This window comes from Micromonospora sp. NPDC005194, from assembly GCF_040608335.1.
GTDB lineage: Bacteria > Actinomycetota > Actinomycetes > Mycobacteriales > Micromonosporaceae > Micromonospora.
This window is the reverse complement of sequence record NZ_JBEXIA010000042.1, coordinates 1-12,683: the sequence shown is the minus strand read 5'-3', so window position 1 is coordinate 12,683 and position 12,683 is coordinate 1. Positions and strand designations below refer to the sequence as shown.

The 12,683-nt window shown below is 74.0% G+C and carries 13 protein-coding genes; 9 read left to right on the top strand and 4 right to left on the bottom strand.

Features of this window, described 5'->3' with window-relative positions; translation table 11 throughout:
* Positions 1-12 precede the first annotated feature (12 nt).
* Positions 13-723: an MBL fold metallo-hydrolase gene (locus ABZU53_RS27125; protein WP_354861271.1), complete on the bottom strand. Its 711-nt coding sequence runs from the start codon at positions 721-723 to the stop codon at positions 13-15.
* An 89-nt stretch (positions 724-812) separates the two neighbouring features.
* Here ABZU53_RS27125 and ABZU53_RS27120 point away from each other — a divergent pair, with 89 nt between their 5' ends.
* Together ABZU53_RS27120 and ABZU53_RS27115 are read left to right on the top strand one after the other, a co-directional pair.
* Complete coding sequence (locus tag ABZU53_RS27120; protein WP_355068331.1) at positions 813-1,583, top strand: SGNH/GDSL hydrolase family protein; 771 nt, start codon at positions 813-815, stop codon at positions 1,581-1,583.
* Between the two features lie 44 nt (positions 1,584-1,627).
* The gene (locus ABZU53_RS27115) at positions 1,628-2,047 is read left to right on the top strand and encodes a YchJ family protein (RefSeq protein ID WP_355068272.1); all 420 of its coding nucleotides are present in this window, start codon (positions 1,628-1,630) and stop codon (positions 2,045-2,047) included.
* Between the two features lie 36 nt (positions 2,048-2,083).
* Here the strand turns inward: ABZU53_RS27115 and ABZU53_RS27110 are convergent, their stop codons facing one another.
* Entirely contained in the window at positions 2,084-3,403 is a 1,320-nt protein-coding gene (locus tag ABZU53_RS27110) for an MFS transporter (RefSeq protein ID WP_355068270.1), read from the bottom strand.
* Positions 3,404-3,612: 209 nt separating this feature from the next.
* Positions 3,613-4,689, bottom strand: coding sequence for a hypothetical protein (locus ABZU53_RS27105; protein ID WP_354861264.1), 1,077 nt, complete (start codon positions 4,687-4,689; stop codon positions 3,613-3,615).
* Positions 4,690-4,878: 189 nt separating this feature from the next.
* Here ABZU53_RS27105 and ABZU53_RS27100 point away from each other — a divergent pair, with 189 nt between their 5' ends.
* The 4 genes from ABZU53_RS27100 to ABZU53_RS27085 all read left to right on the top strand — a co-directional run bounded on the left by ABZU53_RS27100 (position 4,879) and on the right by ABZU53_RS27085 (position 9,418).
* Positions 4,879-6,009, top strand: a complete 1,131-nt coding sequence (locus tag ABZU53_RS27100; RefSeq protein ID WP_355068269.1) for an N-acetylmuramoyl-L-alanine amidase — start codon at positions 4,879-4,881, stop codon at positions 6,007-6,009.
* A 147-nt stretch (positions 6,010-6,156) separates the two neighbouring features.
* Positions 6,157-7,731 carry an FMN-binding glutamate synthase family protein gene (locus tag ABZU53_RS27095; protein ID WP_355068267.1) on the top strand — a complete coding sequence of 525 codons (1,575 nt, stop codon included), beginning with the start codon at positions 6,157-6,159 and terminating at the stop codon, positions 7,729-7,731.
* A 497-nt stretch (positions 7,732-8,228) separates the two neighbouring features.
* Positions 8,229-8,840 carry an N-acetyltransferase gene (locus ABZU53_RS27090; RefSeq protein ID WP_355068266.1) on the top strand — a complete coding sequence of 204 codons (612 nt, stop codon included), beginning with the start codon at positions 8,229-8,231 and terminating at the stop codon, positions 8,838-8,840.
* A complete protein-coding gene (locus ABZU53_RS27085) occupies positions 8,837-9,418 on the top strand; it encodes a GNAT family N-acetyltransferase (RefSeq protein ID WP_355068265.1) in 582 nt (193 codons plus the stop codon). The genes ABZU53_RS27090 and ABZU53_RS27085 overlap by 4 nt, the downstream gene beginning before the upstream one ends.
* Here ABZU53_RS27085 and ABZU53_RS27080 read toward each other — a convergent pair.
* Positions 9,313-10,287, bottom strand: coding sequence for a YafY family protein (locus ABZU53_RS27080; RefSeq protein ID WP_355068263.1), 975 nt, complete (start codon positions 10,285-10,287; stop codon positions 9,313-9,315). The two genes, ABZU53_RS27085 and ABZU53_RS27080, sit on opposite strands and share 106 nt — an antisense overlap.
* Positions 10,288-10,381: 94 nt before the next feature.
* Between ABZU53_RS27080 and ABZU53_RS27075 the strand changes: the two genes are divergently transcribed.
* The 3 genes from ABZU53_RS27075 to ABZU53_RS27065 all read left to right on the top strand — a co-directional run bounded on the left by ABZU53_RS27075 (position 10,382) and on the right by ABZU53_RS27065 (position 12,633).
* Entirely contained in the window at positions 10,382-10,819 is a 438-nt protein-coding gene (locus tag ABZU53_RS27075) for a VOC family protein (RefSeq protein WP_355068329.1), read from the top strand.
* 57 nt (positions 10,820-10,876) lie between these two features.
* A complete protein-coding gene (dinB, locus tag ABZU53_RS27070; protein WP_355068261.1) occupies positions 10,877-12,064 on the top strand; it encodes a DNA polymerase IV in 1,188 nt (395 codons plus the stop codon).
* Positions 12,065-12,294: 230 nt separating this feature from the next.
* Entirely contained in the window at positions 12,295-12,633 is a 339-nt protein-coding gene (locus tag ABZU53_RS27065; RefSeq protein WP_355068259.1) for a hypothetical protein, read from the top strand.
* Positions 12,634-12,683: the final 50 nt, after the last annotated feature.

The following is a 12,683-nucleotide window of genomic DNA, read 5'->3' as shown; positions in this document are numbered from 1 at the left end:
AGCGCGGGCGGGTCAGCGCGGGCGGCTCAGGAAGGCGCGGATCCGCTCCCGCGGGCGGTCGGTCAGCTCCGGGCCGTGGGTGAACGCGGCGATGTCGTACTCCAGCTCCCCGAGCACGTGGGAGGTCTGCCGGGTCATCCGGAAATCGCTGCACAGCAACTTCGGTGACCAGCGGACGCCGAGCACGTTGAACAGCGCGTCCCCGGTGATCAGCAGTCGGGTCGGTTCGTGCAGCAGCGACACGTGACCGGGCGAGTGCCCGGGGGTGTGCACCACCCGCAGGCCGCCGCCGACGTCGAGCACGTCGCCGTCGGCGAGCGGCTGCGCCACCCGCACGGCGGGAAACCGGCCGCCGGCCACCCGGGTGAAGAACCGGCCGCCGGTCACCGCCGGGTCTGCGGGCGGGTTGTGGCCGGCCTCGGCGTACGGGATGTCGTCGGCGTGCGCGGCCACCGGGGCGCCGGTGCGGCGGGCCAGTTCGGCCGCGCCACCCGCGTGGTCCGGGTGCGCGTGCGTCAGCACGATCCGGGTGACGTCGGCCGGCACCTTGCCCATCGCGGCCAACCCGCGCACGATCCGGGCCGGCGCTTTGGCCAGCCCGCAGTCGACGAGCGTGACACTGCCGTCGTCGTCGACGAAGGCGTACGAGTTGACGGCCGAACGCCCCACGGTGGGGATGCGCCAGACGTTCGGGGCGAGCGATATCGCGGGGGAACGCGTCATGGCGCGAGTCTAGGGAGAATCGTCAACCATCACTGCCCGTCGACCACCGGCCCGCCACCGTCCGGGCGGGGACTAACCTCGCCCGGGTGATGTGGCAGCGGTACGTGGCGATCGGCGACAGCACCACCGAAGGGCTCGACGATCCGGACGGCGCCGGCGGCTACCGGGGCTGGGCCGACCGGTTCGCCCTGGCGGTGGCGCGCGCCCAGGGCGGCCTGGAGTACGCGAACCTGGCCATCCGTGGCCGGACCACCGCGCGAATCCGCGCCGAGCAGCTCCAGCCGGCCCTCGATCTCGCCCCCGACCTGGCCACCGTGGTCGCCGGCATGAACGACGTGCTGCGCCCCTCCTTCGACGCGGACCAGGTCGCCGAGGACGTCGCGGCGATGCAGCGGGCGCTCGTCGGGCAGGGCGCCACCGTCCTGACCTTCACCATGCCGGACCCGGCGCCGGTGATGCCGCTGGCCCGGCCGCTGCGGGGCCGGATGCTGGCACTCAACGAGGCCCTGCGCGCGGCCACCGCGCAGACCGGGGCCACGCTGCTCGACCTGGGAGCGCATCCGGTCTCCTCCGATCCACGGCTGTGGAGCGACGACCGGCTGCACGCCAACAGCGCCGGGCACGCGCGGATCGCCGCCGCGCTGGCGTACACCGCCGGTCTGCCCGGGTTCGACGACTCCTGGACGGCGCCGCTGCCGCCGGCGCCGCTGCGACGCCGCGCCGAGGTGCTCGGCGCCGAGCTGGCCTGGGCCCGCCGGCACCTGCTGCCCTGGGTGGCTCGGCACCTGCGCGGCCGGTCGTCCGGGGACGACCGGGTCGCGAAACGGCCGGTCCCCCTGCCGGTGGCGCTGGACGGCTGACGGCCGGCCGCTCGGGGCGCCCGGCGGTGCGGCAGGATGGCGGGATGGGCAGGGGTACGGGTGGCCGGCGGGCGAACGCGACGACCGGACGGGTCTGCCCGTGCGGCTCCGGCCAGGCGTACGCCGACTGCTGCTCCCCGGTCCACGGCGGTACCGCGCAGGCGCCGACGGCCGAGGCGCTGATGCGCTCCCGGTTCAGCGCCTTCGCCCTCGGCGACGCCGACTACCTGCTGCGCAGTTGGCACTCGTCGACCCGACCCGCTCGACTGGAGCTGACCCCGGGGCAGCGGTGGACCCGGCTGGAGATCGTCGAGACCGGGCGCGGCGGTCTGCTCGACGCCACCGGCACGGTGACGTTCCACGCCCACTACCGCGAGGCGGGTCGGCCGGGCACGCTGACCGAGCACAGCCGGTTCGTCCGCGAGGCCGGCCACTGGGTCTACCTCGACGGCGACCAGCCCTGACTCCTGAGCCGGGAGGTCATCGCGGGGACCCAGCCGTCACGGTGTCGGTCCGGAGTGTTGCCGGCGGGCCAGCAGCGCCAGCGCCACCACGAGGTACGCCCCGGCCGCCGCCGCGAACGCCACCGCGTTGCCGGCCGCCGTGGCGACGAGACCGTAACCGGCGTACGTCCCGATGATCAGCAGGTCGGTGGCCATCCCGGCCAGCGAGGTGACGGTGGCCCGACTGGTGCCGGTGATCCGGGCCTGCAACCGCGCGTCGGCCAGCACGGTGGCCAGTTGCGCGGCGCCGAACGCCACCGCGAGCAGCACGAAACCCGCCGGGTGCCGGACCAGAGCGCCCCCGGCCAGCGCGACGGCGACCAGGCCGAGCAGCACGGCGTACCCCCGGTGGCCCAGCCGCTCCCCCGCCGGGGCGAGCAGCCCACCAACGGTGACGCCGGCCCACAGCAGCAGGAGCAGCAGCGGCACGGCCTGCGCGCCGACGCCGGTGTCCACGGCCAGCAGCGGCGTGTACTCGTCCAGCGCGCCCCAGTCGGCGGCCACCACAGCGACCAGCAGGACGGCCGCCCGCACAGGGGGCCGGGAGCGGACCTGCGTCACACCGGCCCGCAGCGTGTCCCACCAGGTCAGGTCGCCGTCGTCGTCCGGTGTCGCCGACTCGGGCGGGTGATCGCCGCGCAACGCGGCGACGGGCGGCACGGCAACCGCCGGGTCGTACGCCGGTGGCGGCGGGTCGTGCGCGGGCGGTGACGGTGACGCGCCGGGCGGCGGGCGGTGCTCGGGGAACCGGGCCGCGACGGCGGCGGCGAGCAGGCAGGCGAGCACGCTGGCCGCGCCGACCGCCGGGTACCCGCCGATGGCGAGCACCGGGCCGGCGAGCACCCCGGTGACCACCACGCCCAGCACACCCGCCGTCCGTGCCCGACCGAGCACCCGGGCGTACCGGCCGGCGGCGCCGAGCCGGTCCAGTTCGGTCCAGACCAGCGCCTCCAGAGCGCCGGACACCAGCGCCCCGCCGGCGCCCCACAACAGGAACCCGACCGCGAAGGCCGGGTACGACGGGATCAGCACCCACAGCGCGTAGCCGGCGGCGGTCACCAGCGGGGCGAGGCGCAGCAGCAGCCGGCGCGACACCGCGTCGGCCCACGCGCCGGACGGCACCTCGAACAGGATGCCGGCGGCCGACCAGATGACGAACAGCGATGAGATCTGCCCCACCGACAGGCCGGTGTCGGCGAAGAGCACCACGTACAGCGGGTAGAGCAGGACGAGGTCACTGAGGAACGCGTACCCGTAGAGGGTCACCGACAGCCGGCGGACCGCCGGGTCGGGCACGCGCGAGGCGAGGTGGGTCATGGGGCCTTCCCGTGGGAGTGGAGACGGACACCGGACGTGCGGTGCCCGTGGCGGTCCACGGGTGCGGCCTACGGCGTTGGATCAATGTCGCCAGGTCATGTCGGCGATGGTAGACCGGCGTCAGGGTGCCGGCCAGCGCTTTCGGCGTGCCGGCCCGACGGGAGCGGGGCGGGATCCGCGTGGATCCCGCCCCGCCGTCGCGCCGAGGTTCAACGCCGGTGGGGATCCACCGGCGGGATGACCGTCGTGGTCTCGCTGTCGTCGCTGCTGCTGCGCTGGCCCGGAACCCCGCCGCTGATCACCTGGGTCGTGTCGGCGTCACGGTGGGGATCCACCACCTGCGTGGTGTCCGGGTCGGTCGAACGGGCCACCACCTGCGTGGTGTCGTCGACGCTGTCGGCGGGACGGGTCACCACCTGGGTGGCCTCCGGGTCGGACGGCCGGGTCGTCACCTGCGTCGCGTCCGCCTCGGCGGGACGGGTCACCACCTGCGTGGCCTCCGGGTCGGACGGCCGGGTCGTCACCGGGGTGGCGTCCGCGTCGGCGCGGGCGGCCGTCGAGCGGGCCAGTTCGGCTTCGGCGTCGCGGCGACCGGCCCGGTAGGCGCGGGCGTGCGTGGCGATCAGCTGCGACTCCTGCTCGGCGCGGGTCAGCCACGCCTCCCAGCGACTCTGCATCGGACGGATGAGGCCGCCACCGACCCCGACGACGAGGATGCCGCCCACAGTGGCCAGCACCGCGATCAGCACCGGGGTGGTGACCGCGGTGGCCACGCCGATCTGGTTCAGCGCCGCGATGACGCCCAGGCCGAGGATGAACACCGAGGCGATACCGGCCAGCACCCGACCGTACGACAGCCCGCCGAGCGCGCCGCTGATGATGTCCTTCACGGCGTTGGCGATGGCGGCGGCGACCACGACGATGACGATCGCGACGAAGGCGCGGGGCAACCACGCGACCACGGCCGTGATCAGGTCGGAGATCGGGTTGGGCCCCCAGATGCCGAAGGCGAGTTGCAGGGTGAGCAGCAGCACCGCGTAGTAGACGAGCTTCGCGACGATGTCGCTGGCGTCGTACCGGGAGCGGTTCAGGGCCCGGCGGATGCCGCCGCGCTCGACGGCGCGGTCGAAGCCCACGCGTTCGAGGACCTTCTCCACGATCTTCAGTACGGCCTTGGCGATCAGCCAACCGGCCACCAGGATCGCCAGGAAGGCGACGGCCTTGGGCAGGAAGAGCATCACCGAGCGAAGGGCGTCGCCCACCGCGTCGCTGACGTTGTCACTCATAGGGTCGTTCCTCCATGCGGAGCAGCCGGGATGGTAGGCCACCGACCTACCCCCACCAGCGGACGGGGAAACGCCGCTCCCGCTCGGAGGGTCTAGCGCGCGGACGAGTCTTGGCAATATTCTCCGGAGTACGTGCGGCCACTGGAGCTACTTTTCATCCCCCCGCCGTCGGCCGCAGGAGGAGATGTCATGCACGTCGACCATTCCGAAGTGGACCGCCGAACGCTGCTGCGGGCCGGTCTCGGCGCGGCCACGGTCGCCGTCGTCGGAAGCGAACTCACCTTCTCGGGCGCGGCGCAGGCCGCTCCCGGCACCGACCTGGACTGGATCATCAGCTGCGACGAGTGGGCCGCCCGCCCGCCGAAGGACCCGCTGTCGGTCAGCGCCATCCCCACCAACAAGATCATCGTGCATCACATGGCGTTCCCGAACGTCACCGACTACTCCCGCGAGCAGGCGGTCAAGCTGGCCCACGACTGCCAGGACCTGCACATCGACGGCAACGGCTGGTCGGACACCGGCCAGCACTTCACGGTGAGCCGCGGCGGCTACGTGCTGGAGGGCCGCCGGGGCAGCCTGGAACGCCTCGAAGCGGGCGACCGCCAGATGATCTCGGCGCACTGCCCGGGCGAGAACGGCCGGGCCATCGGCATCGAGAACGAGGGCACGTACGTCACCGAGACCCCGCCGGAGGCGCTGACCGACTCGCTGGTCAAGCTCTGCGTGGCCATCTGCCGGCAGTACGGGCTGCACGCTTTCGACATCTTCGGCCACTGGGACTTCCGCACCACCGACTGCCCGGGCGCGGCGTTCTACCGGCAGTTCCCGCAGCTGCGGCGGCGGGTCCACGCGGCCCTCGGCACCAAGCTGGGTGACGTGCCGGCCCGCCGCTGGCCGGATCTGTGGCGGTTCGTCAACTCGCCGTCGGTCCGGGTGGTGCAGCACCTGCTGGCCTACCGGGGCTACGCCGTGACGGTCAGCGGCACGTTCGACGCCGCGACCGTGGCCGCCGTGCAGGACTGGCAGGCCCGCAACGGCATCGCCGTGGACGTGGACGCCACGCTCACCACGCCGACCTGGGAGACCCTGGCGCCCGAGCTCGACCAGCACGCCGCCGGCGCGCCGGTCACGGCCGTCCAGGAGATCCTCGCGACCAAGGGGTACGCGGTCACCGTCACCGGCGCGTACGACCACGCCACCCGCGGGGCCGTGCAGGACCTGCAGGCGCTGCACGGGCTGCCCCGCAACGGCAAGCTCAGCACGAGCACGTGGTGCGCGATCGTCGGCGGCACGGTCCGCCAGTCGTTCACGCACCACTGACCCTCCGCCGGAGGCGGCGCGGGGGTGATCCCGTGCCGCCTCCGCCGCGGGCGGACGCTGGTCAGCAGTACGCACCCGGGGCCTGAGCAGCGCAATGTCGCCGGCGCGTCGGTTTGGCCGACGGCGCGGGCGGAAAGGTTGCCGAGCATGACATGGGCCCGTCGAGCCGTACCCGCCGTCGCCGCCGCCGTCGCGGCACTCGCCGCGCGGGATCTGATCCAGCGCGACCACGCGCTGCTGCGCAACTTCCCGGTGCTCGGCCGCGCCCGGTACCTGCTGGAGGCCATCGGGCCGGAGCTTCGGCAGTACATCGTGGCCGGCAACGACGAGGAACGCCCGTTCACCCGCGACCAGCGTCGCTGGGTGTACGCGTCGGCGAAGCAGGAGAACAACTACTTCGGCTTCGGCACGGACAACGACATCGAGCACACGCCCGGCTACCCGATCATCAAGCACCGCACGTTCGGCCGGGCCGTGCCGCCGTCGTCCCCGACGGCCGGGCACGACGTACGGCTGCCGTGCGCGAAGGTGCTGGGCGCGGCGCGGGATCGGGCACGCGCGTTCCGACCGGAGTCGGTGGTCAACATCTCCGGGATGAGCTTCGGCTCGCTCTCCGGCAACGCCATCACCGCCCTGAACAAGGGGGCCGCGCTCGCCGGGTGCCTGCAGAACACCGGCGAGGGTGGCCTGTCGCCGTACCACCGCAACGGTGGTGAGCTGGTCTTCCAGCTCGGCACTGCGTACTTCGGCTGCCGCGACGAGCACGGCCGGTTCAGTCTCGACCGGCTGAAGGACCTGGTCGCCGGCGCCCCCGTCCGGGCCTTGGAGATCAAGCTGAGCCAGGGCGCCAAACCGAGCCTCGGCGGGCTGCTGCCCGGGGCGAAGGTGTCCGCCGAGATCGCCGCCACCCGGGGCATCCCGGCCGGGCAGGACTGTGTGAGCCCGTCGCGGCACGCCGAGTTCTCCGACTGTGACAGCCTGCTCGACTGGGTGGAGCTGCTGGCCGCCGAGACGGGCCTGCCGGTCGGCATCAAGTCGGCGGTCGGCGACCTCAGCTTCTGGCAGGAGCTGGCCAGCCTGATGCGGGACACGGGCCGGGGCGTCGACTTCATCACGGTCGACGGCGGCGAGGGCGGCACCGGCGCCGCGCCGCTGATCTTCACCGACTCGGTGTCGCTCCCGTTCCAGCAGGGCTTCTCCCGGGTCTACAAGGTCTTCGCCGAACACGACCTGCACGAGCAAGTGGTGTTCGTCGGCAGCGGCAAGCTCGGCCTGCCGGACAACGCCGTCGTGGCGTTCGCGCTCGGCTGCGACATGGTCAACGTCGGTCGGGAGGCGATGCTGTCGATCGGCTGCATCCAGGCGCAGAAGTGCCACACCGACACCTGCCCCACCGGGGTGGCGACGCAGAACGCCTGGCTGGCCCGGGGCCTCGACCCGACGCTCAAGTCCGTCCGGGCGGCCAACTACCTGCGGACGCTGCGCCGGGACCTGACCAAGGTCGCCGAGGCGTGCGGCGTCGAACACCCCGGCCTGATCGGCACGGACGCCGTGGAGATCCTGGACGGCCGCACCGGCTCCACCCCACTGCACGAGGTGTACGGCTACCGACCGCACTGGGGCCTGCCCTCGCCGGCCGACCAGAAGGAGATCATCCGGCTGATGGCCCCGGAGTCGCCCCGGGGTGGCAGCGCCCCTCCGTCGGCGACCGCCGTCGGCTGAGGGCCGCGGCTGAGGGCGGCGGCTGAGGGCGGCGGCTGAGGGCGGCGGCTGAGGGCGGCGGAATCAGACGCGGCCCACCGCTCGGGGCGGCCATGACTCCGACGAGCGGTATACCTATGGGTCATATTTATGACTCACAGGTATATGGCTCTGCCGCATCATGCCCACCGGTCGCGCTGCTGGACCGCGCGGGTCGCGCGCGGCGCCTCCGGAGCGCGGCGGAGCGGGGTCGCGCAGATCGCGCGCGGCGCCTCCGGAGCGCGGCGGAGCGGGGCCGCGTAGGTCACGCGCGGCGCCTCCGGAGCGCGGCGGAGCGGGGCCGCGCAGGTCACGCGCGACGCCTCCGGAGCGCGGCGGAACGGGGTCGATGTCGCTTCGCCCGGCACGAAGGTCGCGTTGGGCAGCATCCGGATCGACGGGCCGGGGCATTCGTCATCGGCGATCGCCGACCGGTAAACGCGTGGAGCTGCTGCCGGCGACACCCGTATCGTGGCGCGGTGCTGATCAGACGCGAGACCCCCGCCGACGTCGACGCCATCCGCGCGGTGCACGCCGCCGCCTTCGCCAAGACCACGGACGACGCCGCGCCGGTCGAGGCGACGCCGGTCGACACACCGCAAGTCGAGGCGACGCCAGTCGACGCACCGCAAGTGGACACACCGCAAGTCGAGGCGACGCCGGTCGAGGCGACGCTTGTCGACGCGCTGCGGGCCGACGAGGGCTGGCTGCCCGCGTACTCCCTGGTGGCGACCGATTCGGACGGCCAGGTGGTGGGGCACGTGGTGGCCACCCGCGGCCGGGTGGGCGGTGAGCCGGTGGCGTTGGGCCTGGGGCCGCTCGGCGTGCTTCCCGCGTGGCAGCGTCGCGGTGTCGGCACGGCGATGATGCACGCGGTGCTCGGCGCGGCCGACGCCCGCGACGAACCCCTCGTGGTGTTGCTCGGGCATCCCGGGTACTACCCGCGCTTCGGGTTTCGGCCCGCCGTCGAGTTGGGCGTCACCCCGCCGCAGCCGTGGGGTCCGCGGTACTTCATGGCCCGGCCGCTGAACGCATGGCGCGAGTCGATCCGGGGCGAGTTCCGCTACGCGCGCCCCTTCGACGACCTGTGAACCCACCGCGCGTCCGCCGCCGGCGTGCCGCCGACCTCGACGGCTGCATCGCGGCGCTCGCCGACGTCCACCGGGTGGACCGCTATCCGCTGAACTGGCCGGCCGACCCGCACCGCTGGCTGCGCGAGCCGCACCCGGCGCGCGCCTGGGTCGCCGTCGACCCCGCTGGAACGATCGTCGGACACGTCGCGGTGCACCGCCTGCCCGACCCGGCGGACGAGCCGCGCGCCGATCCGACGGCCGAGGTGGCTCGGCTCTTCGTGGCGCCGGCCGCCCGCGGGCTGGCGCTGGGCAGCACTCTGCTGGCCCGGGCACGGCACTGGGCGGACGCGCGCGGGGTGCGTCTGGTGCTCGAGGTGGTCGCCGACGGCGCCGCGGCCGTCGCCCTGTACGAGCGCACCGGATGGCGGTACACGGGCAGCAGCACGGCATCGTGGACCGCCCCGGACGGCAGCCCGGTGTCGCTGCGGCGTTACACCGTGCGCTCCGACGCCGACCCGGCCATCGCCACGAGCCGGCGGGCGAGCAGGGCGGCGGCCTCGCGCAGCTCCGCGGGCTCCACCACCTCCACCTCGTAGCGCAGGCGGGCGATGTGCGCGGCGAGCCCGTCCAGGCTGTCGCCGCCGACGACGAGCACGCACCAGCCGTCGCGACCGGCCTCGACGCGTCCCACCTGTGGTGGGACCGCCTCGCGCACGCGCTCGGGCGGGGCGTGCACCCGCACCCGGGCGAGATACCGGTAGGGCGCGTCGGTCACCGACCGCTGCACGAAGGCGATCGGATCCGGATGGTCACGCGCCGGGAAGCGCCAGGTCGTCGCCACCGTGGCCCGCATCCGGTCCAGGCGGAACGTACGCCAGTCGTCGCGATCGACGTCCCAGGCCATCAGATACCAGCGACGGCCGGTGGTGACCATCCGGACCGGCTCGACCGTCCGCTCCCGCTCACCGCTGTCGCGGCCGGCGTAGTGGAACCGCACCCGCACCGCGTCACGACAGGCACGGGCGAGTGTCACCAGCAGCTCCGCGTCGATCTCGACCACCGGGCCGATGAGCGTCTCCGTCCAGCCGTGCACCGCTCGCACCTCGGCGCGCAGCCGCGCCGGCATCACCTGGTCGAGTTTCGTGAGTGCCCGCAGGGCCGCCTCGGCTGCCCCGGCGACCGTGCCTCCCGACGCCAGTCGCAGGGAAACCGCCGTGGCGATCGCCTCCTCGTCGTCGAGAAGCAGCGGCGGCAGCCGGGTGCCCGCGCCGAGTCGGTAGCCGCCGCCAACGCCAACCGACGCCTGGACGGGATATCCGAGTGCGCGCAGCCGTTGCACGTCACGGCGGACACAGCGGTCGGTGACACCCAGCTCGGCGGCGAGTTCGGCGGCCGTCCACGACGACCGCCGCTGCAACAGGGCCAGCATCCGCAGCACCCGCTCCGTCGTCGCCTCCACCGTCACCCGCCGATCGTTGCACGAATAGCGGAACGATCCTGTCCGCCAGGCACGAGAGGGTGGCGGCATGACCAGCCAGACCAGGAAAGAGGGAGCTGTCATGGCCCGCGAGGTGCAGATAACGTTCGACGCCGCCGACCCGGCCAGCCTGGCGGCGTTCTGGGCCGAGGCCCTCGACTACGAGTTGCAGGGGCCGCCCGGGGACTTCGACTCGTGGGACGCCGCACTGGACGCGATGGGTGTGCCGCCGGAGCGCCGCAACGACGCGTCCGCGGTGGTCGACCCCAAGGGTGCGGGGCCGCGCCTGTTCTTCCAGCGCGTGCCGGAGGGCAAGCAGGCCAAGAATCGCGTGCACATCGACGTGCGGGCCGCCCCCGGGCTCACGGGTGACGACCGGATGGCGGTCCTGGAGGCGGAGGCCGAACGGCTCGTCGCCCGCGGCGCCACCCGCCTCGCACGGCACGAGCCCGCTCCCCCGCTCGGCGCCGGTCACCTCGTGCTCGCCGACCCCGAGGGCAACGAGTTCTGCCTCGACTGATCGGGCGTTCGCCCAGCTCACTGCCGCGATGGTCGGGCGTCGTGCGAACATGTGTACGTGTCGACCGGCGCCCACATCCTGCACGCCGACCTGGACGCCTTCTACGCGTCCGTCGAGCAGCGCGACGACCCGCGCCTGCGGGGGCGGCCGGTGATCGTCGGCGGTGGTGTGGTGCTCGCCGCCAGCTACGAGGCGAAGGCGCGGGGCGTCCGCAGCGCGATGGGTGGCCAACAGGCGCGCAGGCTGTGCCCGGACGCCATCGTGGTGCCGCCCCGGATGGCGGCGTACACGCAGGCCAGCCGGGCCGTGTTCGAGATCTTCCGGCAGACCACGCCGCTGGTCGAGGGGCTCTCCATCGACGAGGCGTTCCTCGACGTGGGCGGCCTGCGGCGGCTGGTCGGCGCACCGGCCGACATCGCCGAGCGGCTGCGCCGGGAGGTCCGCGACCGGGTCCGCCTGCCGATCACGGTGGGCGTGGCCCGGACGAAGTTCCTGGCCAAGGTGGCCAGCGGGGTGGCGAAGCCGGACGGGCTGCTGGTCGTCGCCCCCGACGCCGAGGTGGAGTTCCTGCACCCGCTGCCGGTGGAGCGGCTGTGGGGCGTCGGCCCGGTCACCGCGGCCAAGCTGCGGGAGCGCCGGATCCGTACCGTCGGGGAGGTGGCCCGGCTCGGCGAGGCCGCGCTGGTGTCCCTGCTCGGAGCGGGCGCCGGCCGGCACCTGCACGCCCTGGCCCACAACCGCGACCCCCGGTCGGTGCAGGTCGGCCGCCGCCGGGGCTCGATGGGCGCGCAGCACGCGTTGGGACGTACCCCGCATGCCCCGGCGGAGCTGGACGCCATCCTGGCGGGCCTGGTCGACCGGGTCACCCGGCGGATGCGGGCGGCCGGGCGGTCCGGGCGCACGGTGGTGCTGCGGCTGCGCTTCGGCGACTACACCCGGGCCACCCGCTCGCACACCGTCCGCAAGGCGACCGCGGACACCGTGCCGCTGCTCGCCGCCGCGCGGGCGTTGCTGCGAGCCGCGCTACCGGAGATCGGCAGGCGGGGCGTCACCCTGGTCGGCGTCTCAGTGGGCAACCTCGACGACAACCCGGTGCAGCCGGAACTGCCGTTCCAGGCCGACACCGGGGCCGACCTGGACGCCGCGGTGGACGCGGTCCGCGACCGGTTCGGCTCCTCGGCGCTCACCCGGGCGGTGCTGCTGGGCCGGGACCCGGGCGTCGAGATGCCGCTGTTGCCGGACTGACGGGACGACGCACTGCCCGCCCGGATGTCGTCAGGACCGCGAGGTCGCGGTGTTGCTCAGATGACGGCCGACATATCCGATGCGGCCGGGGTCGCGCGGCGGGGCGGCCTCGCCCGCCGGTCGCATCGGCGCTGCCACGCAGATCACAGCAGGTGGGGGTTTTGCCGGCGGTGCGAGTGGAGACGTTTCGCGGAATCAGCCTGACAGGGGGGACCACCATGTCCGACGACATGAGCAACCGTGCGAGCCGGCGTGCCGAGCGTCCGCGCGACGTGACCGATCCGCTGCTCTGGCAGCTCGCGCTCGACGTGCTGGCCGCACACGAGTCGGACGGAGAGGGCGCGTGCCGCAACCTGCTCTGCGCCGGCCAACCCTGGCCGTGTGCGGCGCGCAGCAGCGCTGAACAGTCGCTCCGGCTGGCCCGTCGGGCGGACGACACACCGCCCACAGCCGCCCCGCAGCGACCCGACGCCGCCACGTCGACCGGCCGGTCCCCGGAGCGGGCTTCGGCTCCGCGGCAGACCCGTGCGACCGGGTCGCTGTCGACGGCGACCGCCTCGGCCGCCTGACGCCCACCCGCCTGCACGACATGCCAGCGGGCGCTCGACCGGAATCCGGT

Coding starts and splice junctions, on each gene's coding strand:
- ABZU53_RS27120 (WP_355068331.1), top strand. CDS start 813: ATGTGGCAGCGGTACGTGGCGATCGGCGACAGCACCACCGAAGGGCTC.
- ABZU53_RS27100 (WP_355068269.1), top strand. CDS start 4,879: ATGCACGTCGACCATTCCGAAGTGGACCGCCGAACGCTGCTGCGGGCC.
- ABZU53_RS27075 (WP_355068329.1), top strand. CDS start 10,382: ATGGCCCGCGAGGTGCAGATAACGTTCGACGCCGCCGACCCGGCCAGC.
- ABZU53_RS27105 (WP_354861264.1), bottom strand. CDS start 4,689: ATGAGTGACAACGTCAGCGACGCGGTGGGCGACGCCCTTCGCTCGGTG.
- ABZU53_RS27125 (WP_354861271.1), bottom strand. CDS start 723: ATGACGCGTTCCCCCGCGATATCGCTCGCCCCGAACGTCTGGCGCATC.
- ABZU53_RS27065 (WP_355068259.1), top strand. CDS start 12,295: ATGAGCAACCGTGCGAGCCGGCGTGCCGAGCGTCCGCGCGACGTGACC.
- ABZU53_RS27115 (WP_355068272.1), top strand. CDS start 1,628: ATGGGCAGGGGTACGGGTGGCCGGCGGGCGAACGCGACGACCGGACGG.
- ABZU53_RS27095 (WP_355068267.1), top strand. CDS start 6,157: ATGACATGGGCCCGTCGAGCCGTACCCGCCGTCGCCGCCGCCGTCGCG.
- ABZU53_RS27110 (WP_355068270.1), bottom strand. CDS start 3,403: ATGACCCACCTCGCCTCGCGCGTGCCCGACCCGGCGGTCCGCCGGCTG.